This window comes from Methylobacterium variabile, assembly GCF_001043975.1.
GTDB classification, from domain to species: Bacteria; Pseudomonadota; Alphaproteobacteria; order Rhizobiales; family Beijerinckiaceae; genus Methylobacterium; species Methylobacterium variabile.
Window position 1 is genome coordinate 1 of sequence record NZ_LABY01000123.1, and the last position, 25,468, is coordinate 25,468.

Here is a 25,468-nt window from a genome sequence, read left to right on the forward strand (position 1 = left end):
GAGAAGCTACGACGAGCTCAATGCCCTGCTGCTCGACGGGGTCGTCGCCTACGCCAAGGCCCACCCGCATCCCGAGCAGCGCGACCTGACGATCTGGCAGGCCTTTGAAGCCGAACGGGGAGCCCTGGTCCCCTACGCCGGACGCTTCGACGGCTTCCACGCCGTGCCGGCGGCCGTGTCCTCGACCTGCCTGGTGCGCTTCGACAACAACAAGTACTCGGTCATGGCCTCGGCCATCGGTCGCCCGGTCGAGGTGCGCGCCTATGCCGAGCGCATCGAGATCCGCCAGGATGGACGCGTCGTCGCCGAGCACCCGCGGGCCTTCGGCCGCGGCCAGACGGTGTTCGACCCCTGGCACTACGTCCCCGTGCTCGCCCGCAAGCCTGGCGCGCTGCGCAACGGCGCACCGTTCAAGGACTGGGTCCTGCCCGCCGCCCTCGAACGGATCCGCCGCAAGCTCGCCGGCAGCGCCGACGGCGACCGCCAGATGGTCGAGATCCTCACCGCCGTGCTCGGCGACGGCCTCTCCGCGGTCGAGGCGGCCTGCGCCGAGGCACTGCGCGAGGGCGTGCACTCGGCCGACGTGGTGCTCAACATCCTGGCCCGCCAGCGGGAGCCGCCCGCGCCCGTCCCGCTGCTGACGCCCGAGAACCTGCGGCTGCGCCACGAGCCGGTCGCTGACTGTGCCCGCTACGACAGCCTGAGGAGAGCCCCATGATGGAACGTCAGCAGATCCTCGCCACCATGGGCGAGCTGAAGCTGTTCGGGATGAAGGCGGCCTACGACGAGATCATCAAGGTCGCCCTCAAGCGCAGCCACGAACCGCAGCAGATCGTCGGCGACCTGTTGCAGGCCGAGATCAGCGAGAAGCAGGCGCGCTCGATCCGCTACCAGATGACGATCGCCAAGCTGCCCCTGGCTAAGGACCTCGCCGAGTTCGCCTTTGGCGGGACGCCGATCAACGAGGGTCTGGTGCGCGACCTCTGCGGCGGCGAGTTCCTGGCCCACCAGCGCAACGTCGTGCTGGTCGGCGGCACCGGCACGGGCAAGACGCATCTGGCCATCGCGGTCGCCCGGTCGTGCATCCGGGACGGGGCGCGGGCCCGGTTCTACAATGTGGTCGACCTCGTCAACCGGCTCGAGGCCGAGGCGCGAGCCGGCCGGCAGGGCCGCATCGCCGACCACCTCGCCCGGCTCGACCTGGTGGTGCTGGACGAGCTCGGCTACCTGCCGTTCGCGCAGTCGGGCGGTCAGCTGCTGTTCCACCTGATCAGCCGGCTCTACGAGACCACCTCGATCGTGGTGACGACCAACCTGGCGTTCGGGGAGTGGCCAAGCGTGTTTGCCGGCGACGCCAAGATGACGACGGCACTGCTCGATCGACTGACCCACCACTGCGAGATCGTCGAGACCGGCAACGAGAGCTGGCGCTTCAAGAACCGGGCGTGAGGGCGGTCTGCGCGCAGCTCATCCTGGACCCCTGCTCAGCCCGGCTGCGCCACCCCGACCCGCTTCGCCGGGCTGATCAGGGGCGTCGCGCCACGCGCAACAAAGGGTCCCGATTGGACGCCGATCAGGGGTCCCGTTCCGATGCCGTTTGACAGCTAATGCGAGGGCGGGTCCGGGGCAGGAAGATTGAGGCCTGCTCCATGACGGCGGCGAGCGGCACAGCGGGGGAGTCCGGGGACGCGGCGACGGGAGACGCCCGGCTAGCCGGGCGGCGCGCCTCGATCGCCTCAGATAGCTCGCCGACCTGGTCCTCGGTCAGCGCCCAAGCGCCCATCAGCCCCCAGAGCTGACAGGAGAGGCCGTGCAGCGACGCGGGGTGAACCCGCGCGATCGCTTCTTTTATCTCGGCATAGGTCATTGGTCGGCCTCAGGGGTCAGGCCGCGGCAGATCGAGCTGGGTCACGCTCTCGCGCGCTCAGATCCCGGATAAAGCTCCGCCGTCGTCGGAAAATGGGTTTCCGATTGACAGAAGTGGCGATTTCGGGGACGATCAGCCTTGCATCGGACTGGATCGGCCCCTCAAGGCTCTAGACCCCTGCTAAGGTTGGCGCCTTGGCGGGGGTCTCGCTTTTTCAGGGTCTCACTGCGGCGGCAGGATCTCCGGGTTGAGCAACTCGGGCAACACGCACGGGTCGCGGAAGCCTACAAAAAGGCACATATTAACCCTGGCCGTCAAATTCGCAGGAGTTGTCGGGCCTAACCGATCTGCATTAGCAACTTTACGTTGCTTCGATCTCTCCAAACATGTGGTGCGTTTAGCTCGGACGCAAATGCCCATGATTATAGGTGATACTAGCCAATAAGCCTCATTGAATCAGTTGTCATAGCCGGTTCAAAGGCTAAGTCAGATCGAGCTCGCCTAATTTAAGTGTGACGAAAGACATATACGATGATTTAATCATTGATGATAATCAAAATGTATTCGATCGTGTCTTAATAATATAACTAAAATATTGTTTTATAATTAGAAAAATATTCTAATGATTTAATATTTATTTGTATGCTGCTTGACATAATTTATGGGAAATGCGTTCGCTACTCCTTGGCCGCCGTTCACTGAACGGCGACCAAAGTAGTAGGATGTAATACCAGAGCCTATGCGGCCTGCTTTTCAACTACGACTGTATTGTGGCTCGTAGGCTCGTGCAGCCACTTTGCAAGAGCACCCGCAATCATCGCACCAGCAATCGGCGCCACCCAGAATAACCAGAGCTGTGCCACGTACTCTCCGCCCGCGAATACCGCAGCCCCTGTGCTACGAGCTGGGTTGACCGACGTGTTGGTCACAGGAATTGAAATCAAGTGAATTAGTACCAGCGCAAAGCCGATCGGGATGCCGGCAAAGCCGGTGGCTGCGCCCTTGGACGTTGTACCGATGATGATAAACAGGAAAAAGAAGGTTAGAATTGATTCGATTGCACTGCAGGCCGCCAAGTTATACTTGCCTGGACTCAGCTCACCATAGCCGTTTGAGGCAAATCCTCCCGGCGTCCAGCCGATTTTGCCGGAAGCAATAAAGTATAAAACAGCCGCACCCACAACCGCGCCGATCACCTGGGCGATGATGTAGGGAACGACGTGCTTATTGGCGCAACGTCCGGCTGCCCATAAGCCGAGGGTCACAGCGGGGTTGAAATGGCCGCCGGAGATGTGCCCGACTGCGTAGGCCATGGTCAGCACCGTAAGACCAAAGGCGAAGGAAACGCCCAGAAAACCAATACCTAGCTGCGGGTATGCAGCGGCGAGCACGGCTGCCCCGCAGCCGCCAAACGTCAGCCAGAACGTACCGAAAAGCTCGGCGATAACGCGCCGTGTGGTGTCGAACTCCATTTCTATCTCCATCGGGCTGCAAGGTTGTGACGGAGCACGTCTGTGACCGTCAAGCTTGAGACATGGGGAACGCAGTCTGAACCAAGTCTGATTGACCGGGGTCAGCTTTAATTCAGTGAAAGTCGGTTGAACAAGTCCCCCACTCTTTGTCCCACGCGACGATCGCTCCACACACTGGCTAATCACAGAGCGTCTGACCACAATGATATACAACTAAAAATATAATATGTTTTTGTATTACATATGGTATCATATTGCTATTTTATATCCAAAGAATAATATACATCATCACGAACGTAAATAATTACCTTGTGAGGCTAGGACGCGCACTGCTTCGTCCAGGCCGGTGATGAGCTTCACACGTAGGTCCTCAGCCACCGCGGCAGATACGAGCACAGCTAGGTCTCGACCGTCTGTGCTTTGGAGCATCACGGCGATGGTTCGCCCGCCATCTATCATTTTGACTCCATGCAGTTGAGAGACTGCTACGATAACTGGTTGATCATCCATGGCGAACACTCCCCCTTGCTATGCCCTACGATAAGCGCCAGGAAGGCCGCTCGGATCCCAGGATAGTGAGGATAGCGGAGTCGCAATGCCAATCCGTACGTCGCCCGCTTCCCTGCGACCCAATGAGTTTACCTATTGTAAGACGCGCCTGGCGCTCTCCGTGCGGCTCACCGCCGTTCTAGCCCTTCTCGCCTTTGGGCTCGTCGCCACGGTTGCCACAACGCTGGTCGTGACCTCGGAGGCGGGCGCACGCCTTGAGCGACAGATCGGGCTCAACCTCGCCAAGCACGCCGCCCTCGTTGCCGGCTCCCTCGACCGCAGCGTCTACGACCGTTGGCGCGATATCCAGACGACGGCAACGCTCGATGCATCGCGGATCGTGTCAGGGTCCGATGACGACCGCCGGGCTGTAGTGGAGCGCCTCAAGGCCAATCAGTCGGATCTTGCTTGGGTCGGCTACGCCAACGTGGCTGGCATCGTCCAAGCGGCAACAGGAAACCTGCTTGTTGGTCAAGATGTCTCCGCGCGCCCCTGGTTCGCCGCCGGGCAGGCTGGCATGTATGCCGGCGATGTGCATGAGGCCGAGCTTCTGGCACACGCCCTGAGGACAGCATCGGATGAACCGTTGCGGTTCATCGACTTGGCCGCGCCCGTGCGGAACGCCGATGGGCAGGTAGCCGGGGTTCTAGCCGCACACTGTGCTTGGTCATGGGCGCGGGACCTTGAGCGCAGTTTGCGCAGCACCCTTGATGCACGCCTGCCGGGTGCGGAGGTGTTTATCCTCGCGCGTGACGGCTCTGTCCTACTCGGACCCTCAACCGCCCCGCTAGGTGCTCTCCCGAAAGGATCCGGTCTCGATCATCTGCTTCGCGAAGGCTGGCAGATTTTGTCGACACCGAACGGTCAGCCTGCGCTCGTCAGCGCGGCGGCCACGCAGGGCTTCAAGGATTACCCTGGACTTGGCTGGGCAGTCCTCGTTCGACAGGATGCTGCTTCGGCTCTCAAGCCAACGGCAGACCTCCGTCGTGAGATGCTGCTGTGGGGTGTAGGCCTCTCTTTGATCCTGGCTGCTGCCGCATTCGCCGCCGGGTCATACCTCGTCCGTCCGCTCGGTCGCTTAGCAGCGGCAGCGAGTTCCTTAGGACGCGGTGAACCCGTACAGTGGCGAACCAGCCCATTCCGCGAGTTGCATCGGGTCGGCGAGGCTCTCGCCGCCGCCTCCATTGGCTTGCGCGAGCGCGAAGCATTCCTCAAAGGTGATAGGGAGCGCTACGCTTTCGCCCTTGAAGGTGCGAACGACGGGCTCTGGGACTGGAACGTCAGTACGGGGGAGGTTTGGTACAGCGAGCGGTGGCAGACCATGCTTGGCTACCAGCCTGGTGAGTTGCCCCATCTGTTCTCGTCCTGGGAGAAGCTCGTCCACCCTGAAGACAAGCAGGGGGTGTTAGACGCTCTTGAGCGGCATCGCAGCGGCCTGAGTCCTTCCTACGAGGCCGAGCACCGACTCTGGCATAAAGAGGGACGCTGGGTCTGGATCCTGACTCGCGGCAAGATCGTCAGCCGAGACTCAAACGGTCAGCCGCTCCGGTCCGTGGGTACCCACACCGACGTCACCCGTCGCAAGGAAGCCGAAGAATCCCTGCGTGCCAGCGAAACGCGGTTTCGCACCTTGTTCGAGCGCGCACCTATCGGCATCGCCGACGTATCGCTCGACTGCCATGTCACGCAAGCAAACGACCTACTCTGTCAAATTCTCGGATATTCGCATGAGGAACTGATCGGCAAGACCTTTCAAGATATCACCCACCCGGACGATGTTGGACCCGACGAAGCTCAGGTTCGGGCGTTACTGCGTGGGCGCATCCCATTCTACAGCATGGAGAAGCGCTACATTCGCAAGGATGGAAAGGCGATCTGGACACACCTCTCAGTTGGACTTGTACGCGATGAGCGGGGCCGTGCAGTCCACTTCCTGTCCAGCGTCAAGGATATCAGCAGGCGCAAGGCGGCAGCGGGTCGGCAAGAGTTCCTGCTCGCCCTCAACGAAGGCCTGCGTGGCCTCTCGGACCCGCAAGCCATGATGGAGTGTGCGACCCGCCTCATCGCTGAGACGCTTAGGGTCGCTCAGGTCGGCTTCGGCGAGATCGATGAGGCCCAACAGAACGTTACAGTTCACCGCGACTGGAACGACGGACGGGTTCCTTCGGTCGTAGGAACCTGGCGGATGGACGATTTTGGATCGGCTTTCATTATTGAGCTGAAGCAGGGCAAGACCGTTTCGATTACCGACATCCGACAGGATCGTCGGACCAGTGCGCCTGAGGTCGTTACCGCCTACGAGGCTATCGCGACACGCAGCATCTTGGACGTGCCGCTGGTCAAGGACGGGCGCTTACGTGCGATCCTGTTCATCCACGAGCCCGAACCGCGCATTTGGGGCCAAGAGGAGACGGTGCTCGTAGAGGATGCCTGCGAGCGCTTATGGAGCGCGGTCGAGCGGGCTCGCGCCGAACTGCAGCTGCGCGAAAGCGAGGTCTTCGCGCGCAGCGTGGTCGAGAGCAGCCCAGACTGCATCAAGGTCCTGGACCTTGAGGGCCGGCTGCAGTTCCTCAACGGGCCCGGCCGTTGCGCCATGGAGGTCGATGACTTCACCTGTATCCAATATGGCGTATGGGCGGAGCTCTGGCCCGAGGAGACCCGCCCTGAGGTGGTGCGCGCAATACAGGCCGCCGCACAAGGACGTGCTGGCCGATTTACTGCCTTCTGCCCTACGATGAAGGGTACGCCCAAGTGGTGGGACGTGTCCGTCACACCGGTGCTCGGACCAAATGGTAAGCCGGCGCGGCTCCTGTCCATCTCGCGTGAGATCACGAGCATGAAGCAGGCCGAGGAGCGTCTGCGGTTGATGATGGGCGAGTTGAACCATCGTGTGAAGAACACGCTCGCAACAGTTCAGGCGGTGGTGACGTTGAGCGCCCGCTCAGCCGACAGCGTGGTGGATTATAAGACGCGCGTATTAAATCGCCTCACAGGCTTGGCCAAGACGAACGACCTTCTGACTCAAAGCAGCTGGGCCGGCGCCGACTTGCGCGCGCTCCTTTGTAGCGAACTCGACATCTACGATGATGAGAGGGGTGAGAGAGTCAAGCTCGATGGCCCCGAGGTGGCTCTCTCAGCGCGCCTAGCGGTGTCAGTCAGCATGGTCGTGCATGAACTTACGACCAACGCGGCGAAGTACGGGGCATTGTCTCTACCCCAGGGACGAGTGGCTGTCTCTTGGCGACTACGAGGCGAGAACGGGCACAAGCGGCTGAGTCTCACTTGGGTGGAGCAGGGCGGTCCACCAGTCACGCCGCCTACGCGGAGGGGCTTCGGCTCGAAAATGATCCAGGAGGCTTTAGCCCGCGAACTGAACGCTGATATACGCGTCGATTATCTTTCGGAAGGGCTCAGGTTTAGTATTTCTACTCTCATATCCTAGACGACAATGCATATCGCGATGTGTATTACAGTAATCATTATATATTTGTGTTTTAATTTTCAATTATTATACCACAATTTCTTTAATTTATATCTTTGTTGATATCAGCGATATTATATGAATACTTGTTATCATTAATTATGCGCGCTAGGGCAATATTACAAGATATTTTAGATTTTTAATATATAAAATATATCAACCAAGCCGTTATATTTCTGATGATGATAAAAATTTATGATTGAAATTGTACTTTGCGCTTAAATCTAATGAAACGACTTATGTCATTTTTCATTTTCGCTTCATCAGTAAAAGCAACAACACAAATATTTTTCAACCTTGGATAGCGCAATCATTGGAAAATTTATTTTTAGTTGTTATAATTTTAACTGCTCATTAAAAAACTTGTGATTCACTACCTTAAAGTCCATCTTTGTTTGGATCGGCACGCAGTGTACGTGCCAAGGAACAGTCTGATGCTTGCACGTCTGCGTCGCGCGCCCAAGCCAACGCTCGTGGAAGAGCATGTCGTCCCTATCCAGCAAAGTCAGCAAGAAAGTAAATTAGCAATTCACGAGCTGGCCGAGCCAGTTATTTTACAAATCGAACAAGATCTTTGTAATCTCATTAGTACTGTTCAGCAGGCTTCAAACCAAGTCAGTTGCTCCGTTCGTCGAGCTGGCGATGCTCTCTCAGAAATCAGTGGACGTACGGCCGCGCTTGTAGGTGAGACAAAGGCAGTTGACGGAACTGCGGTGCTTCTAGCTCAGGCGGCCAAAGAACTCACTCAAGCTTCTCAAAACATCAGTACACAAATCCACACTGCCGCTGGCCTTCTGGAACAGGTTACGGCAGTAGTCGGTGCTGCTCAGTCGCAAATCGACCACCTGCGCACGTCCTCCAGCCAAATCGGCACCGTGGTCGATGTAGTAGCTGGCATTGCCAAGCAGACAAACCTTCTGGCACTCAATGCCATGATCGAAGCTAGTCGCGCAGGTCAACAGGGTCGAGGCTTCGCCGTTGTGGCGCAGGAGGTCAAGGAGTTAGCCAGCCAAACTGCCAGAGCGACGGATCAGATCCGTGGTAGCATCGCGCGCCTTCAGCAGGACGCCACTCACTCTGCTCAGACGGTCATAGAGGCTGCCGGCCTCGTAGCGCAGGTCGGGCCGAAGTTCGTTGAGGTCGTGGCGGCTATTGAGGAGCAGAATGCCTCGACGGCCGAGCTGACCCGCTCGGCTGAAGCCGTTGCCGGGTTCGTGGGCCAGGTTGTCGGAAGTGCCGCAGCAATCCAGGAGCAGGCAGAAGCTGCCACATCCATCAGCCTCGCGACGGCGGCCTCCTCAAACACCGTTGATCGTCTACAAGGACGCACGCTCGTTGTCCTGCGCGCGAACCCACTGGGCAATCGCCGTAAGTACCCGCGCCTACCAGTTGCACTTGAAGCGACGTTGCTGCTGCCTGGATATAGCTATAAAACACGCACTATCGATATTAGTCTAGGTGGCTTCCTTGTGTCTTCACCTAATGACATACATCTAAGCATTAATTCAACTCTAGAAATTATTATAGAAGAATTCGGATGTATCTTAGTTCGTGTGGCTGGTATTAGCGCATTAGGTATGCACCTTCAGGTTTTAAGAACACCAGAAGGATACGCGTCAGCGCTCCAACACCTCACGAACTCCGTGAACGCGCAGAACGCAGTGCGGATTGCCAGAGCGCAATCCGCTGCAACAGAAATTGGATCTGCCTTCGAGTCAGTCATCGCGAGTGGCGAACTGAGCGAGGCAGCGCTGTTCGATACAACCTATCAGCCAGTGCTGGGAACTAACCCACAGCAGTATTTGACACAATCAACATCGGTTTTAGAGAATATTTTAACACCTATCCAAGAGCGCCTACTAGGATCAGATTCTTGCTTGATTTTCTGCGCATCTGTGGATCGCAATGCTTATCTTCCAGTTCATAATCGCAAGTACTCTCATCCACAGCGGACAGGTGATCTAGCGTGGAATACCTCTAATAGCCGTAATCGACGGATCTTCGATGACCGCGCCGGGCTGATGGCAGCGCGCAACACAGAACTATTTCTCATTCAATCTTATGCTCGTGATATGGGTGAGAACCTAAGTGTCATGATGCAAGAGGTTGATGCACCAATCTACGTTAAAAATCGCCATTGGGGCGGCTTTCGGATGGCATATAGGATGTAATAAAAATATTTTACATTTTTAACTAATTGTGCCTTGATAAATCTTCATCAACGTAAATTATGATGAAATATTTAAGATTTTATAAAAAACTAAAACATAACCTTGCAAAAAATTATATATCCGCAACAGACAAATGTGCTTATGTCAAAAAGAGCCATTCGGCTCACAGAGGGAAAATGATCGCTTACCTTCGTCATTACTGTGCCCTGACGCTCAGCGCCCGGATCAGTCTCATCGGCACAGCGCTCCTCGTGCTAGCTTGCGCTGGTGCACTCACGTTGACCGTTCTCGACATGAGGTCCGAGATGGTGCGTAGGGGCGACGCTGCCCTCAATCGAAACATGAAACTTCTGCGTGTCACACTCGCCGACGAAGGCGGCGGCACGACCTTCAAGAACGTGAACGGGCGCCTAAGTGTCGGGTCGCATGTTATTAATGAAGCCGAACCCGCACTAGACCGCGTCAAGGACATCGTCGGCGGGACGGCGACTATCTTCTTAGGTGACACGCGCATCGCCACGACGGTCGTGAACGCTGATGGCCGTCGCGCTGTCGGCACCAAGCTCGCTCCAGGCCCTGCTCGCGACGCTGTCCTGGGTCGCCGTGAAGCTTACCGCGGCGAGGTCGACATTCTTGGTAAGGCCTACCTCGCAGCCTACGAGCCTATCCTGGACGCGCAGGGCGAGGTGCTCGGCATTCTGTACGTCGGCGTCATCAAAGACGACTACCTGGCGGCTCTTCACGAGACCATGCTCCGCGCCGCTGGGATCGGAGCGCTTCTCTGCCTGATTGGAACGGTCGTACTGCTGATTGCACTGCGGCGTGCCATGGTGCCTCTGCGAGGCTTAGAGGCTACCATGCATCGCATGGCCAATGGCGATATCGAGGCCAAGGTACCGGGCACCGCACGCCGCGACGAAGTCGGTGCCATGGCTCGGGCCGTTGAGGTCTTTCGCGCCGGGATGGTCCGTACACGGTCGCTTGAGGCTGAGACCGTTCAGGTTCGCATCGATGCCGAGAGTCAGCGCCGGGCCGCCCTGCATGACATGGCGGACAGCTTCGAGGCTGCGGTCGGCAGTATCGTTTCAGGTGTCACTGGGGCTGCCACGCAGCTCAAGGCAACATCCGAGGGCATGGCTGAGACGGCCACAGAGACGGCGACCCAAGCAATTGCCGTGGCTGCCGCCGCCGAGCAGGCGGCCTCGAACGTGTCGACAGTTGCTGCTGCAACCGAGGAGCTTGGCACTTCGGTCGAGGAGATTGGGCGCCAAGTGTCCGGAGCCGCTAAGGCTGCTAGCGCAGCAGCCACGGAAGCGGACGCCACGGCCGGCTTGGTGCAGGCCTTGAGCGAGGCAGCAGGCCGTGTCGACAACATCGTGCAGGCTATTGCCAATATCGCAGACCAGACGAACCTGCTGGCCTTGAACGCCACGATAGAGGCGGCGCGCGCCGGCGAGTCGGGCAAGGGGTTCGCGGTCGTCGCCGCAGAGGTCAAGGCGCTAGCCGGGCAGACGGCCAAGGCAACGAGCGAAATTAGGGCCCAGGTCAGCGAAATCCAAACTTTCACCGTGCAGGCGGTGTCTGCCATCGGAGGCATCACCAAGCGGATCAGCGACCTCGACGCGATCTCCTCCTCCATTGCTGCGGCAGTGGAACAGCAAGGCGCAGCAACCCGTGAAATCGTACGCAACGTCGCTCAAGCCGCGGCTGGCACGACAGAGGTAACCAACAACATAGCTGGCGTTGCTCAGGCATCAGGAAACACTGGAGGTGCGGCCAGTCAGATGCTCCTATCCGTATCGCAGCTTTCACGACAATCTGAGCACTTAACGAGTGAAGTTCATCGCTTCCTTCAGTCAGTTCGTACAGCCTAGCTGTCTGGTCGTGACACCCCAATCCATAAAGGAAATTTAGCTTGAAGATTTGGTGAGTGGCAGGCTTCGCGTGTGTTAGGAAAGTGTATAACGATCACCCGATAGACCCAATATGGACACCGATCGCCCACGCTGACCTTGAGCACGGTACTGGCCTTATGAAATCTTTCTGAGCGACGCCGAGTGGGCTGTGCTCGCGCCGCTGCTGCTCGCCCCGTCCCGGACAAGGCGCCCTTGGCGCTGGCCGTTGCGCGCGGCGTCGGACGGAATCCTCTACGTTCTGCGCGCCGGCTGCGCGTCGCGTCACCTGCCGCACGAGTTTCCACCATGATGCACAGTGCAGTGTTGGTTCCTGCGCCTCTCGAAGGCAGAGGGTATGCGAGCGGCTGGCTCACGCCCTGACGATGGCTGATCGCGAGCACGCCATCGGCCGGATCAACCGCTTCCATTAGCTCGCCCACGACCACGAGGCGACTGCGTTCTCCGCACCCGGCTTTCGTTCTCGCTGCCTCCATGATCCTCGTCAGGCGACTCGCTCACACATTATTGTTGGTGATTGAGCCTAGTGAACTGGCCCGAGCGAATGTGCCACATGATCACTCGCCCATCGCCTGCAATCATGCAGGAATTTGCTATGCTCGATGCACTTTTTGAAGGAGTCTGCGCGCTAGTGATTACGCCTCATAACCCCAACAAAGATGACTCCTATTATATTGTATTATATGAGATTGAGAATGATTTTTACTGCCAGTAAAACATTCATGCGGTACGAGATGCTCGAGATGATGCGTGTTATAGTGAGCGGTATCATCGCTGATGAAGAGCTTGCCTTAGAAATTGAAGAGGTCGCTCTCGTGTCAGACTACTCTGGAAACTCTCGTGACGCCGATATGCTCCGTGTTTTATCTAATTTGCACCGCTCAAAAGCTGTTCAGCTAAGAGAAAAGCTTGCAGTTGTGAGTAGTAAATACGATAAATTATACGGATATGACCGTAATTTAGATTAGCCTGTATATTATTAATTGAAAATTTAAAGAAACTAATTAGATAATTTGATCATAATATGAAACAAAACTGTTTGTTGTTAACTGCAGATTATTTTTCCGAAATTTTTGGAACCTTAATGCCGGATGGCTCGTTAGAGAGGCACTCATTCCTGCCAGGCGCTTGCCTCGCTCGGCTATGAGTCTTTTGTAAGAATTTCCTGTTGTTTTGTATGCGTCACTTAACGCCCGGGCGATATGTTCGCGCCGGGCGTTTTTATAATAAGCTAACTTTGGATGAAATCTCTCGCGCTCAGCATGTTGCAATCGTTCTATAACTATAGAACAGCGGCTAGAGCATATAACAATTCTTGAAATCGCTTGTACTATATTATTTCAATCAAAAATAACATGTTTATATGTATTTTTCGTTCTAAAATCATTAAAAAACACCCGATAATTAATGCGATTAAAGGCATCTCATCATTTGTATAGTCTTTGGATCGCGGTCGATCAATATGCGATACACGCGAGAGCATACCTCGCAGACGAGCTTGGCAATTGCAACCAATGGTATGCGTTACACCGATTGCTGGTTCAGGTAGAAAGTCACTTCGTCTTGATTCGCCGGAGGCAGCACGATGGCCGAGACCTCACGCTCGCTGGTCGGCTACCCGTCATGTCAGTGGTGATCACACCACCAACAGCGCCGCCGATCTATGACGATGTCCAGCGCACCCTCGTCAAGTTTGCCGAGTTGAGCGCACGGGCTTCCGGTCAGAGCGAACCCGATTTGGCAACCTTGATTGACCAAGCAGGCTTGCGAGCCGCCGCTTCGCAGCTCAGGCGAGATGCCCCTGTGATCAGGTGCGACGATGGCGCTCTCAGGATGCCGCCGACAGCCACTTGTTGACAGTGCCGTGCTCGCGACTGGACAGCACAGCACTGGTGCGCCGCTGCATTAGATCGATGACGATGGTGCTGTAGCGCTGCGCAAGGCAGGACGCCTGTCGTCAATACCACTCACATACTGCGGCTGGCGAGCGATGTGTCATGGTCACACCGAAGCTGACTGCAGACTCATCTGTCTCGTACGAATAGCAAGTGGAGGGCAGGTTGACAGAACGACCCGGAGCTGTCTGCGATGATCGATTGCTTGAAGATTGCGGACAACGGCAATATAGGCGTCTAACCGACAGGGATTAGAAGCCTTTGGTTTTGAGTACGCGCAAGCGACGAGTTCCCATCTCGGCCGGAGTACCAGCTGGGACGAAGCGACGTTCAATTATCTCAAACTGGCGGCTCTGCGCTGCCAGAAGAAGTCGCAGGGCCACGATGCTGGCCTGGAGAGCTCGTGCATCCGCGAGTGGATCAAGCGGAGGAAGCTGCGTCGAATGAGTCGGCATTGCCATATTAGACGATCATCATGGTTAATGTTGGGTAAAGATGCTCTTACCATTCGTCGGGTGTTAGGTTCGCGGCAGATCCGGAGAGGCTGGCTGTTTGAAGAGCTAAGACACTCCTTATTGTGAAAATAAACAGTAAGACAGTGTAGAGTTTGTCAGAATAAAACTATTGCAAGCAATCATTTATTCTAAATATAATCCGTCAGATAGTTATTTATACTTCAATTATGAAAGTCGGACAAGCAGATATTTTATGTGCTCGCTCGCATCGCAGGCTAATAATTCATGCAAACTCGATTTCTCCCCTCATGCTTTGCTGCATAGAGGGCTAGATCCGCGCGTTCGATTAAACTACCCTGCGTATCGTTCAGCCGAACCTGTGCGATGCCACCTGACAGGGTGATCGCTCCGATCTCCTCTCCCGTCTCGCGCTTCACGATCCTCTTGGCAGCTAAACGGGCGCAAATCTGGCGCGCGATTGCAGCCGCTGTCTCCTCGTCAACGTCCCCCAACAGTATGGCAAACTCCTCCCCGCCGTAGCGCGCCACGAAGTCCTTGCCCTTCACGTTCGCGGTCAGCATCTGTGCGACTAGGCGCAGCACGCGGTCACCCGTGCGGTGCCCGTGCGTATCGTTGAAGCGCTTGAAGTGATCGACATCCAGCAGCACCAAGCAGAACGGTGCCGCCTCATTCCTCTTCGCTTGCCCGAGCTGGCGGCGCAGCCGTGCATCAAACGCTCGGCGGTTGGCGATCCCCGTCAGCGCATCGACTGACGCCTCCTGCCGCACAACTGCCAAGCTCTGCTGCAGCTGACCCACGCGTGCAGTCGACGCGCGCAGCTCCTCCGCGAGGAAGGTGTTACGAGCGCTCATCCGTGCTGTCTCCTGCGCCAGCAGGGCGATAGACTGCACCAGCAAGCTCTCTGAGTTCGTTGGAGCGAGTGTTCTCGTGCATCCATCGAGCACGGCGCCGTAGCGAGCCAGAACAGCCTCCGTACCGGCTAACGCCGTAACGAGCTGGCCGGCCTCCTCCTGCAGGGCAAGGGCTCCCTCTTCCACCATTATATCCACATCCGCGGCAAGGGTCTCGGCGACCATCCCGTTGTTGGATGTGAGGTGCGCTAGCAGCTCGCCCAGCGCGACATCAGCTTGCGGGGCGCTGAAGTGCTGGAAGAGGCGTTGAAAAGTGTGCGGGGTTGGAGGGAGACTGTGGGTCCGGATCGTCTCCAGCGTTGAGGTGACCAAAGCTTCCAGCCTGCCGATGGTGTTGGCAGAAGTGGATGGCGAGGCGGAGTGGGGCGGCATAGGCTGACAACCCGGACTGGAGAGTTTGATCGGCAGGTGAGAAAGGCAGCGTGCTCAACCGAATAGGGAAGTGTGCCGCACGGGCACAGGTGGTTCAGTCGGCCATGCCGGCCGAGGTCTGCACGATCACGCCGGACCAGCCGAGCCCGACGTAAGTCTCGTAGCCCGGGGTGCGGTGGAAGGCAGTGACCGTACCGGTGCGGAGATCTGTCGCGAAACCACCCGCACGCGAGTCTTGGTCGAGGTGCAGCGTCTCGCTCAGTGCTCCTCGCCCGTCCGACGAGGCGAGCACGCGACCGGCCGCGTCGACCAGCATCACGCGGGTGCGATCCCGATCCTCAGGCGCGACCCGCACGCCCGTAACGATGGCTCGCGCCTGCGGCTCCCAGTCGAAGTGAATTGCCAGCACTCCAAGCGGTCTCCCGTCAGCTCGGCCTGCCTCTCTCACGCTGGCGCAGTAGGTCGCCGCCTGCGCGTCGCCGAGGAGAGGGCGTGTTGTCACCTCGTCTGCCGCGTACTCGTCGCCGCTCGGCAGTGCCAAGGCGCGGCGGAACCATGTCTCAGTCGCCACGCTCGCGCCGACAACCTGAGGGAAACGGTCGGGGCGCCCATTCGCCACGACGCGGCCGGACACGTCGCAGAGCCAGAGGTCGAGATAGACAGTGTAGGCCGATAGGATAACGCTCAGGCGCTCGGTAGCGTAGGCAATGCGCTCCGGCGTGGGTTCGACCGCGCAGGCGACGATGGCGGGATCGGTCGCCCACCAGCGTACATCGCAAGTGCGCTCGTATAGGTTGCGGTCGATCAATTCGATCGCATTCAGGGCGAGGTCAACCAGCCGTTCACCCTGTGCCGTCTCGCTGAGGCGGCGCATCATCTCCTGCAGGCCAGTGATGCGCCCCGCGAGCTCGGCCTGAAGGGCAGTGGCAATGGCCTCTACCTGGGCGCCAACCGCGCGAACCTCCTGAGCGACGACGGAAAAGCCGCGTCCCTGCTCGCCAGCCCGAGCCGCCTCGATGAGTGCGTTCAGGGCGAGCATTTTGACCTGTGTGGTAATGCTCTGGATCGCCCGGGTCTTTTCGGCCGTGATCCGGCGGACTGCATCCGTCTCGTTGGCCACATCGACTAAAGTCGGGCGCCAGGATACATCTTGGACAGCGGTTTTTGATGTTGGAGGCATGGTTCAATCTGGCCTTCGAAGCGACTCAAAGTGAACACATAAATTTACTAACATGAAGATGAATTATTACTCTAAATGAATAGATAATATGCTTTTTTCAAATCGGATTAGATCGATATGCATATAACCTATCTCTATTTTTACATTTTAAATTGATTTTGAAGAACTCAAATAAATTTTTGGTTGCAACAGCTTCAACAAATTCATTGCCGCTGATCCTGCGAACGCCGGCTCATAATCTCTATCCTCCTCAACATGCTGAGAAGATCCAGATTGTCGGTGCCGTGCTGCACAGAAATCCGCGCGAAGCACTGCCTCTATTCTTTGAGCCCAAGGCCGCTTCTCGGCAAATCCCGCGATTGTGCGTGAAGCCCCCAGCAGCTTGCCCTTTTTGGGTTCCTAGCACGCGTGACGCTTACATCGTCAGAAACCACGATGTCTCGACCTGTGGTAAATTAGCTACGGAACATGTAAAATCTTCCTCATCGTAATGAGGCTTGACTGGCTCATCCTACAGAGCGCTATCTTGGTCCCGTTGAAAATTAATAGTTGGATCCTAGCTATGAATGACATCACACAGCACGATACCGATTTTATCGGTCTCGCCGTCGACATCGTCGGTGCACACGTAGCTAATAATAATGTTCCAGCGTCCGAGCTTGCAAGCCTTATTTCCGCAGTATATGCAGCGTTAGTCAAGCTATCTCCGCCAATAACGCCTGAGGTCGAGAAACCCACGCCTCCGGTCCCAATCCGTAAGACGGTGACTCCGGACTACCTGATCAGCCTTGAGGACGGTCGCCAGTACAAATCGCTGAGGAGGCATCTGACTAGCCGCGGAATGACCGTCGACGATTATCGCCAGAAGTGGGGCTTGCCACGGGATTACCCAATGGTGGCAGCTAACTACGCCGCCAAGCGTTCCGAACTCGCCAAGAACGCTGGCCTTGGCCAGATCCGGCGTGACCGCGCGGCCGCGCGAAGGGCGGAAGCTGAGGCGCAGGCGGGTGGGCCTGCCGCATCTGCCCGCCGTGGCCGGCCGAAGAAGGCCGAAGCCGCTGCGGAGTGACAGCGACTGGCTACGCTGGAAGACTGTTAGCGGGAGAACATCGGTCCGGCAGTCACACTAGGTTGCCGCCCTTTGGTCGTTCGGCTGGCGTCACCATCCGGCTGGAAGACGACAGTTTCCCCTTTGTCCTGACCACAAATTGGTTGATAAGCCTCATCAGCCAAGCTGTAGGCGGGATCTTCAGCAAGGCCGGCGAGCCGGGTCTCTTCGGAGGGAACACCCCGGCTCGCCATGACATGCTCACCTAATTTTCTACCATCCGTAACCCGTTCCTGGTCCCACTCTGGTGCTAGAGGCGCAGGGCGACCCTAGCTTACCACCTGCATGGAGGAACATTGCGTTCGATGCTGTGGTTCCGAACTTCAGAGCAATGTTTCTCCAATTCGTGCTCGTGATCTGACCAATGTGAATGCGGAACGCTAACCAACGTTTCTGCGACTGTGGACTGGAACGACCTGTTTATTAAGACTACCTTCCGCACTTTGAAGTAACTGGGCAGACTACTTGTTACAATGCAATTGCATCGAGCCGTATGACAGACATAGATCATTGCGTGTGTTACACATGACATCTACGAGAAAATTACGGATATAATTGTTGAGCTGTTGAATCAGTAAACATAAAGACGATTTTCTTCATGTTTTCTGCATTTGTTATAACGCTTCGCGCCAGCGCTCCCGTGCCCTCATAAGGAAGATCAAGGTTGATCAACATATCCTCTAATTTTTTCATCTCTGACTGAAGAATGTCGCAAGCCAGATCCAACCCTTGGCTAAGCGTTCGCATATGTTCAGTCCGAGAGCCATGATCAACACCTGCGGCATGCGCCTCGAACAATTCAAAACTTAGGCGATTTGATTGATGACTACTCATGCATTTTGCAGGAAAACTACAGATGTCAGCCATTTTCGAACTCTCATGCAACGCGAACAGATTGAAGGAAGCGATGAACTTCATTCGTGAGATGCTCGGACTGTCGGGAGAGTTCGGACGCGGAGGCGAGAACCTGACTGGCCGCAGCGCCGGTATCTTCCGACGCCTGGGCGACGCCGACGATGTTCGAGGTTACCTCAGCGGTCCCGGTAGCCGCCTGGGCGACGTTGCGCACGATTTCCTGCGTCGCCGCACTCTGCTCCTCGACCGCCGAGGCGATGGTCGTGGTCACCACGTTGATCTCGTGAATGCGCGCCGTGATCGAGCCAATGGCTGAGACCGCCTGACCCGTCACACCCTGGATACGTCCGATATGCCCTCCGATTTCGTCCGTTGCCCGGGAGGTCTGCGCGGCGAGTTCCTTGACCTCGGCGGCTACTACCGCAAAGCCCCGGCCAGCAGCGCCTGCCCGAGCCGCCTCAATTGTGGCGTTGAGCGCTAGAAGATTCGTCTGGCTCGCGATCGTCGAGATCAACCCGACGACGTCGCCCACCTTCGTGACGGCCGCGGTGAGTTCCTCGACAAGAAGCGCAGTGCGATCCGCCTCGCTGACGGCGATCTGAGCGAGGGAAGCCGAGCCATGCACCTGCCTCCCGATCTCCTGGACGGAGGCACCCAGCTCCTCGGATGCCGCCGCTACGGTGCTGACATTAGACGCTGCCTGCTCGGCCGCTGCTGCAACGGTCGTGGACTGCGAAGCCGTCTCGGCGGCCGTCGCGGTCATAGTGGAGGCCGTGGCTTGCAACTCGGTCGCAGAGGCAGAGACCATGCCAACGATGCCGCCGATCGCCTGCTCGAAGACGTCGGCGAGTTCGGCCGTTGCACGTCGGCGCTCGATGGTTGCCGCTTCATCGGCGATGCGCTTGATCTCGGCCTGTTCGGCAGCCTTCTGCGCCACGAGAGCCTTTATACCCTCGACCGCCTTGCCGACGAGACCGATCTCGTCTCGCCGGGCCGACTCCTGGATCTTAGCCTCGATGTTGCCCTTGGCCATGCCTTGTAGGACACCAACCAAGTTCGAGAGTGGGCGAGTGATGCCGAAGGCTGTAATGTAAAGGGCTATGACGAACGTCAATAACAACCCCGCGATGGCCAACACGATCAGTCGCATCGTGGCGGCGTCGGCTTTTTCCTGTGCGTCATGCTTCGCATCTGTCAATTCTCTTGTAAGAATATCAAGGCGAGATTGAACAAATTGCTGAACTTTCGCGCGAGCGGCAGCGCCCTCAAAAAGAGCGATCTCGCTCGCGGTTGCAGGCTCACTCTTAAGACCTGCTTCGGTCGACCGGTCTAAAATTTTGTAAAACGCTTCGACTTCTTTTCGCAAATTATTGAGAGTCGAGCGACGCTCAGATGTACCTGCAAGGGTGATAGTTCTATCAATAGCGTTATATGTATTCTTTATCGCTTGATCGTAGCGCGCTTTGTAAGCCGCCATTTCGGCCTCGCGCGCCTCGATAATGATGTTGCGATTTTGAACCAGAGCCTCATTCACGTTGATGTGAACGGTCAGCATGCTTTCGAGTCTGGCAACTTGGACATCAACAATATTTTGAGTTCGATCGCTCAAGGCACTGAAAGTTGCATGAGCATAATAAACCAATCCTGTTGCAATTGCCGACACAACCGCTAATGGAATTAGAATTTTTGTGACTATCTTGAGATTGGAAAGCCGCAGCATCTCATTACCCTCTTGTGAGGGTTAATTAGTTGGGCAGCAAACACGAAAGATTGCTTACCGTAACCGTGCATTTCACCGTTAAACGAGGGCAAAATGATGCATGATGCTATGGTCAGAAGCTAATGGTGACCCACATCGGATGACCTGCCATACGGCGTCAGGATCAGGCGGGCAGGAGCAAAGTAGCGGCTCCACCCAAGTCCGGCACTTCCGCGCAAGGTGGCCAGTCCGGGTTCCCTGGCTCGCCCCGCCGGTTCACACAGATGCCGCGCAGCCCAAGTTCATGACGCGCCTTCATGTCCCAGTACATGCCCACCGCCACGTGAACTGACCCTGACCCACGAAACTGGTCCGGGCCGAGCGCAAGATTTTCGGGCATTCTGAACCCTGAAGGAGGGTGGATGCCATGCCTCGCAAACGCTTCACGAACGAACGGATCGCCTTCGCCCTCAGGTAGGCGGAGAACGGTGCAACAGTGGATGAGGTCTGCCGGAAGATGGGCGTGTCCGAGCCGACCTTTTACCGCTGGAAGAAGCAGTTCGTCTGCATAGGCATGTCGGAGATCCGACGCCTTAAGCAATTAGAGAACGAGAACAGTAAGCTCAAACCGTTGATCGCCGACCTGACGTTGGATCGTTCCATGCTGCAGGACGTGCTCAAGCGAAAGTGGTGAGGCCCGCCGTTCGCCGCGAGGTCGCCGGTCATCTGCAGGTGACCTACGGCATCAGCGAGTGGAGGGCCTGCCAGGCTACCGGCTTCGGCCGCTCGTCCCAGCGCTACAGGACCCGCTCGGATCCACAGGTAGCGCTGCGCATGCGGCTGAAGGAGTTGGCAGCTACGCGGGTCCGCTACGGCTACCGGCGACTGCACGTCCTGTTGCGGCGGGAGGGTTGGATCGTGAACCACAAGCGCACCTACCGGCTCTACCGGGACGAGGGGCTGTCGATCCGGCCCAAGCTGCCCAAGCGCAAGCGGGCCTGGCGCTACCGGCAAGGGTGGTCCGCCATCAGCGGCCCCAACGAGGTCTGGGCGATGGACTTCGTGTCCGATGGCCTCTTCGACGGACGTCCGTTCCGGATCCTGACCGTGGTGGACTGCCACACGCGACAGGCGCTCTCGCTGACACCGAGAGCCACCTTCCGCGCCTTCCAGGTCGTGGAGGTTCTCGACGCGCTGATCCGGCTCCGCGGGAGATCCAAAAGCCTGCGGGTGGACAATGGGCTTGAATGTGCCGGGCGGATGCTCGACCAATGGGCTGACCTGAACGGGGTCGAGATCGACTTCTCCCGTCCGGGCAAGCCGACGGACAACGCCTACATCGAGGCATTCAACGGCCGCCTACGGGCAGAATGTCTGAATGCGTCGTGGTTCTTGTCGCTCGCCGATGCCCGCGCGCATTGAGGAATGGAGGTGCCGCTACAACGAGGACCGACCCCACACGGCCCTGGGCGGCTTGACGCCTCGAGCCTTTGCCAACCAAGCTGTCACAGCCCGAGAACTTGCATAGGCCGTGGACCACAAACCGGGGCAGGACCACGTCGGCTCAAAGCCATACTTCAGGGCGGACCACTCCGATGGAGGCTGACCAGCGCTCGACACGGCTCTACCCGGCAACATCATCCGCTGCTGGACCGCGCGAAGCCCCGCCCCGCAGGGCAGAGCTACGGCGAATTCACGATGGGAGACCTTACGTCAACTGGCGAGCTTTTGTCCCTGACGACGGCTCACCTCAAATTCTTGGAGATCCAGCGCGAGGCCAATGATCTGCTCAGACTTGAGGCGGCTAGGCTCCAGCGGACCGCCGAACCCGTGCTGCAGGTAGACTTCCTGTACCTCGGGCGTGCGCATCGCCCCACCCATGGTCCAGTTCGGAAACAGCCTGCCCTGAACGTCACGTACATTAATGATCGTTGCTGCCGAGTGCCGATTATCCCAACCGATCCGGTTGTAAGTCTCCATCACCTTGGCGCGCTCGCCCTCCAGGACCTGCACGAACCAGGTTTTGTCAAAGATCAGGAAGCCCGTGATCCCATCGCGGCTGTTGTTGCGCTGAGACACGGAGAGGATCTCGCGCATGTTCGTCAGCATGGCGCGGTCGCCACCCGACACCGTGTTGCGGCTGTAGTAGACGAGCTGGTGGATCATCGACTTGGTGCCTTGCTACTGATGTCGGGCTGATTATCAAGTGATACAGTGTGGCCAACGCCATTTACGTGGTGGTCCCTTACACTTGACTGTCGGAATATGCTCGACAACCTACTAATAATATATGAATAAGACCCTAGGTGTCAGGCGCGACGGAACTCGTTCTGGAAAGAAAGACTTAACGAATTCTGAATTACCTAAATTCGTGCGACAGGAGGCGCCGGGCTGTGACCATTGTAGATCTCGTCAGGCTGTTCGCTGAGCCGCTCAGCACGGCGATCGTCATGACCGACATTGATCTGGAGCGTCCTGGCCCAACGATCCTTTACACCAATCCGGCGTTCGCACGCATGAGCGGTTACGCCGCTGCGGAGATGCTCGGAGCCTCGCCCAGGCTGTTACAGGGACCGGGGACCAGCATGCAGCAAACCCGCATGATCGCACGCAAACTACGCGCAGAAGGCCGGTTTCATGGCGTTCTGCAGAACTACCGCAGCTCGGGTGAAGCCTACCTGTGTGAGATCGACGTGCGGCCGATCCTCGACGGAGGTGGCAAGCCCCTAGCGTTTCTCGCGTTTGAGCGAGAGGTGGTGCGCCGTCGAGGCAGGCCGTCGCGCGACCCACATGGACGCTACCGCCCTATCGTTCCTGAGACCTTCGATGTGGGCGGGATGTGTGGTGCGCCCGCCCTCTTTGCTTGAGAGGCGTGTACCTTTCGATGCGAGCGACAGCTTCAAGCCGCCTGCGGCTCCACGGCTGTAACGGAGACGCTGTCACTCATACACCGAACAGCGGGCAGAGCCGCGAGTGCTGGCTTGGCGAACAGGTAGCCCTGAAACAAGTCGATGCCCGCCGCGCGCAGCGCCATCAGTTCGGCCTCGGTCTCGACGCCCTCGGCCAGCACCGTCACGCCCAGCTCCCTCGCCATGGTGGTCACGCAGGCGATGATGATCTGACGCGCCGGCGACTGAGCAACACCACGGATCAATTCCATGTCCAGCTTGATCAGGTCGGGCTGGAAGCTCGCAAGCAAGTTTAATCCGGCGTAGCCTGCACCGAAGTCATCTAGCGCGGTCGAGAACCCGTGCTTGCGGTACTCTGTGATGATCCGCTGCACATGGCCCACATCGGCCATGCGCTCGTTCTCGGTGAACTCGAACATGATTTGCTGGTGAGAAAAACCAACGCGGCGTGCCGCTTCCAGCGTCGCGCGGATACAGGCAGCCGGCTCGTAGACGGCATTGGGCATGAAGTTGATAGATAACCTGGTCTCTGTATCAGGGAACAAGGCTCCGGCGAGTTCGATCGCGCGCACGCGACAGGCCTGATCGAACTTGTAGCGGTTGCTCTCGTTGACCTGTCCGAGGACCCAACCCGCACCCTCGCCTGCTTCTCCCCGAACCAAGGCTTCATAGCCCCAGACTCTGTCGCGGGAGACATCAATGATCGGCTGAAAAGCCATTGTGAAGCCGAACGGTAGGGGCGCGCCATCCCTGCAGCCCTGACATCCCGTTTTGCTCATCGTCGTAGCCTCTGCCGTTGCACGGCAACGCTACTGGCCGGGAGTAAAGCTTCTGCGAAGTTTCAGGCCCGCGTGTGCGATCGGCGCCTCGCGGACGTCGTGAATTGAGCAACCAGCGCCGAGATCTCGACGCCAGCGGATCCCGTTGTGGCACGCCGTTGTCAAACCTTCAGGCCGCTGCAGATGCCTCCCGCACGTTAGCCGTGGAGCGGTCAACCTGCTCCGCTGCCTGGGCGATCGCCTCCATGCTCCCGGCCAGGCTGTTGGCCCCGCGCGAGGCGGTTTGCATCGAGGCTGACATCTCGTGCGTGACCGCCGCCTGCTCCTCGACCGCCGCAGCAATCGCCGTCGCGACCTGATCGAGGGTGCGGATCGTGCCCTGGATCGCGCGGATTGCGTCGACTGCCTGCTGGGTCGCCCCTTGTGTCGCGCCAATCTGCTGCCGGATTTGGTCGGTCGCCTTGCTGGTCTGCTCGGCGAGCTGCTTGACCTCCTGAGCCACCACCGCAAAGCCGCGCCCGGCCTCGCCCGCGCGTGCCGCCTCAATGGTGGCGTTCAGCGCCAGCAAGTTCGTTTGGCTCGCGATAGCCTGGATCAAGGCAACCACCTCGCCGATGCGCGAGGCTTGCTGGCTCAGGCCCGACACGATCGTGCCGGTCTCCTGCGCCTGCGTGACGGCCTGCGCGGCGATCTGCGAGGCGTGCTGCACCTGATGGCTGATCTCGGACACGGAGGCGGACAACTCTTCCGCGCCCGAGGCCACAGCCTGAATGTCGCTAGAGACCTGGTGGACTGTGCGGGCAGCGGCCACCGTTTGTGTCGTCACACCGTGCACAGCCTCGCTGATCGCGTTCAGGTCCTCGCTGATGGCGTGAGCTTTCTCAGCGCGGCGCCGGCGTTCATGCACCTGCCCTGTCACGTCGGTGGCGAACTTCACCACTTTGACCAGGCGCCCGTCATCGTCACGGATCGGGTTGTAGGTGGCCTGGATGAACACCTCGCGGTTGCCCTTAGCGAGGCGCCGGTACTCGCCGGCCTGATACTCGCCGCGACCAAGCGCGGCCCAAAACTCGCGATAGGCTGCGCTCTCTCGCTCCACTGGATCGACGAAAATCCGGTGGTGCTGGCCCTGGATCTTATTCAGCTCATAGGCGACAACAGAGAGGAAATTGGTGTTGGCATCAAGGATGGTGCCGTCCGGAGTGAAGGCAATCACGGCTTGCGAGCGATGCAGAGCTGCAACCTGTCCCTCAGTGTCAATGCTGCGCGTCTTCTGCGCTGTGATGTCAGATGCGTAGACAACGATGTGCATCGGTTTGCCATTGCGCCCGAGCACAGGATTGTAAGAGGCGAGGACCCAGATCTCCTGGCCGCCTTTAGCGAGTCGCTTGAACTCGCGAGTCTGCGGCTCGCCTGCGCGCAGACTGGCCCAGAACGCCTCCGCCTTAGTACCCTCGCGCTCGGCAGTGGGCACTAGCATGCTGTGCGACTTGCCGACCAGCTCCTCTAGGCTGTAGCCGACGAGCGCGAGAAAGTTCCTGTTGGCGTTCTGGATGGTGCCGTCGAGGCTGAGTTCGAGGCATGCCCGCGAGCGATTGATAGCGTCGATGAGGGCGCGCAGCCCGGACCGAAACAGTGACATGGACGCGTCCTCGCCTGCAGCGACAATAGCGCTGCGAGAAGCGGGATGTTTATTGGCTGAGATTAAAACAACAGTTAAATCTGCTCTGCGGCATCCCTGGACAATCTTATGTCTTTGAGGTTACATCATGTGACTTGGTCGTGTTTCAAATCGCTGGACGTGGCAGTGTTCGACTTATCTCGATTTGGA

Annotated in this window: 15 protein-coding genes and 3 pseudogenes; 10 read left to right on the forward strand and 8 right to left on the reverse strand. The window is 57.9% G+C overall.

What is annotated here, in order from left to right; genetic code table 11:
- Together VQ02_RS17795 and istB are read left to right on the forward strand one after the other, a co-directional pair.
- Positions 1 to 712, forward strand: a pseudogene (locus VQ02_RS17795) (Mu transposase domain-containing protein); the annotation flags it as partial.
- A gap of 5 nt (positions 713 to 717) precedes the next feature.
- Positions 718 to 1,449 carry an IS21-like element helper ATPase IstB gene (istB, locus tag VQ02_RS17800; RefSeq protein ID WP_048445546.1) on the forward strand — a complete coding sequence of 244 codons (732 nt, stop codon included), beginning with the start codon at positions 718 to 720 and terminating at the stop codon, positions 1,447 to 1,449.
- A 1,155-nt stretch (positions 1,450 to 2,604) separates the two neighbouring features.
- Here the strand turns inward: istB and aqpZ are convergent.
- Positions 2,605 to 3,339, reverse strand: coding sequence for an aquaporin Z (gene aqpZ / locus VQ02_RS35745; RefSeq protein ID WP_083469284.1), 735 nt, complete (start codon positions 3,337 to 3,339; stop codon positions 2,605 to 2,607).
- 670 nt (positions 3,340 to 4,009) lie between these two features.
- Here aqpZ and VQ02_RS35750 point away from each other — a divergent pair.
- The 5 genes and pseudogenes from VQ02_RS35750 to VQ02_RS37230 all read left to right on the forward strand — a co-directional run bounded on the left by VQ02_RS35750 (position 4,010) and on the right by VQ02_RS37230 (position 12,421).
- Entirely contained in the window at positions 4,010 to 7,330 is a 3,321-nt protein-coding gene (locus VQ02_RS35750; RefSeq protein WP_165088711.1) for a PAS domain S-box protein, read from the forward strand.
- 473 nt (positions 7,331 to 7,803) lie between these two features.
- Positions 7,804 to 9,540 carry a methyl-accepting chemotaxis protein gene (locus VQ02_RS39770; protein WP_083469286.1) on the forward strand — a complete coding sequence of 579 codons (1,737 nt, stop codon included), beginning with the start codon at positions 7,804 to 7,806 and terminating at the stop codon, positions 9,538 to 9,540.
- A 278-nt stretch (positions 9,541 to 9,818) separates the two neighbouring features.
- Positions 9,819 to 11,414, forward strand: coding sequence for a methyl-accepting chemotaxis protein (locus VQ02_RS17815; protein ID WP_425339909.1), 1,596 nt, complete (start codon positions 9,819 to 9,821; stop codon positions 11,412 to 11,414).
- Positions 11,415 to 11,524: 110 nt separating this feature from the next.
- A pseudogene (locus VQ02_RS39240) lies at positions 11,525 to 11,848 on the forward strand (transposase); the annotation flags it as partial.
- A 300-nt stretch (positions 11,849 to 12,148) separates the two neighbouring features.
- A complete protein-coding gene (locus tag VQ02_RS37230; protein ID WP_157080678.1) occupies positions 12,149 to 12,421 on the forward strand; it encodes a hypothetical protein in 273 nt (90 codons plus the stop codon).
- A gap of 1,657 nt (positions 12,422 to 14,078) precedes the next feature.
- Here VQ02_RS37230 and VQ02_RS17820 read toward each other — a convergent pair.
- Positions 14,079 to 15,107 (reverse strand): GGDEF domain-containing protein, encoded by a 1,029-nt coding sequence (locus VQ02_RS17820; RefSeq protein ID WP_053080422.1) that lies wholly within the window; start codon positions 15,105 to 15,107, stop codon positions 14,079 to 14,081.
- A 94-nt stretch (positions 15,108 to 15,201) separates the two neighbouring features.
- Positions 15,202 to 16,287, reverse strand: coding sequence for a methyl-accepting chemotaxis protein (locus VQ02_RS39775; protein WP_048445549.1), 1,086 nt, complete (start codon positions 16,285 to 16,287; stop codon positions 15,202 to 15,204).
- 562 nt (positions 16,288 to 16,849) lie between these two features.
- Between VQ02_RS39775 and VQ02_RS35770 the strand changes: the two genes are divergently transcribed.
- Complete coding sequence (locus VQ02_RS35770; RefSeq protein WP_083469291.1) at positions 16,850 to 17,356, forward strand: Ros/MucR family transcriptional regulator; 507 nt, start codon at positions 16,850 to 16,852, stop codon at positions 17,354 to 17,356.
- Between the two features lie 582 nt (positions 17,357 to 17,938).
- Here VQ02_RS35770 and VQ02_RS37235 read toward each other — a convergent pair.
- Positions 17,939 to 18,262 (reverse strand): hypothetical protein, encoded by a 324-nt coding sequence (locus tag VQ02_RS37235; protein WP_157080679.1) that lies wholly within the window; start codon positions 18,260 to 18,262, stop codon positions 17,939 to 17,941.
- 10 nt (positions 18,263 to 18,272) lie between these two features.
- Positions 18,273 to 19,970: a methyl-accepting chemotaxis protein gene (locus VQ02_RS17830; RefSeq protein ID WP_048445550.1), complete on the reverse strand. Its 1,698-nt coding sequence runs from the start codon at positions 19,968 to 19,970 to the stop codon at positions 18,273 to 18,275.
- Between the two features lie 406 nt (positions 19,971 to 20,376).
- On the opposite strand from VQ02_RS17830, the pseudogene VQ02_RS17840 reads away from it, so the two are divergent.
- Positions 20,377 to 21,477, forward strand: a pseudogene (locus tag VQ02_RS17840) (IS3 family transposase).
- A gap of 185 nt (positions 21,478 to 21,662) precedes the next feature.
- Here VQ02_RS17840 and VQ02_RS17845 read toward each other — a convergent pair.
- Positions 21,663 to 22,115, reverse strand: a complete 453-nt coding sequence (locus tag VQ02_RS17845; RefSeq protein WP_048445551.1) for a BLUF domain-containing protein — start codon at positions 22,113 to 22,115, stop codon at positions 21,663 to 21,665.
- A gap of 227 nt (positions 22,116 to 22,342) precedes the next feature.
- Between VQ02_RS17845 and VQ02_RS17850 the strand changes: the two genes are divergently transcribed.
- Positions 22,343 to 22,816: a PAS domain-containing protein gene (locus VQ02_RS17850; RefSeq protein WP_048445552.1), complete on the forward strand. Its 474-nt coding sequence runs from the start codon at positions 22,343 to 22,345 to the stop codon at positions 22,814 to 22,816.
- 32 nt (positions 22,817 to 22,848) lie between these two features.
- Here the strand turns inward: VQ02_RS17850 and VQ02_RS17855 are convergent, their stop codons facing one another.
- Together VQ02_RS17855 and VQ02_RS17860 are read right to left on the reverse strand one after the other, a co-directional pair.
- Positions 22,849 to 23,637, reverse strand: a complete 789-nt coding sequence (locus VQ02_RS17855) for an EAL domain-containing protein (RefSeq protein ID WP_048445553.1) — start codon at positions 23,635 to 23,637, stop codon at positions 22,849 to 22,851.
- Between the two features lie 169 nt (positions 23,638 to 23,806).
- Entirely contained in the window at positions 23,807 to 25,279 is a 1,473-nt protein-coding gene (locus VQ02_RS17860; protein WP_048445554.1) for a methyl-accepting chemotaxis protein, read from the reverse strand.
- Between the last annotated feature and the right edge of the window lie 189 nt (positions 25,280 to 25,468).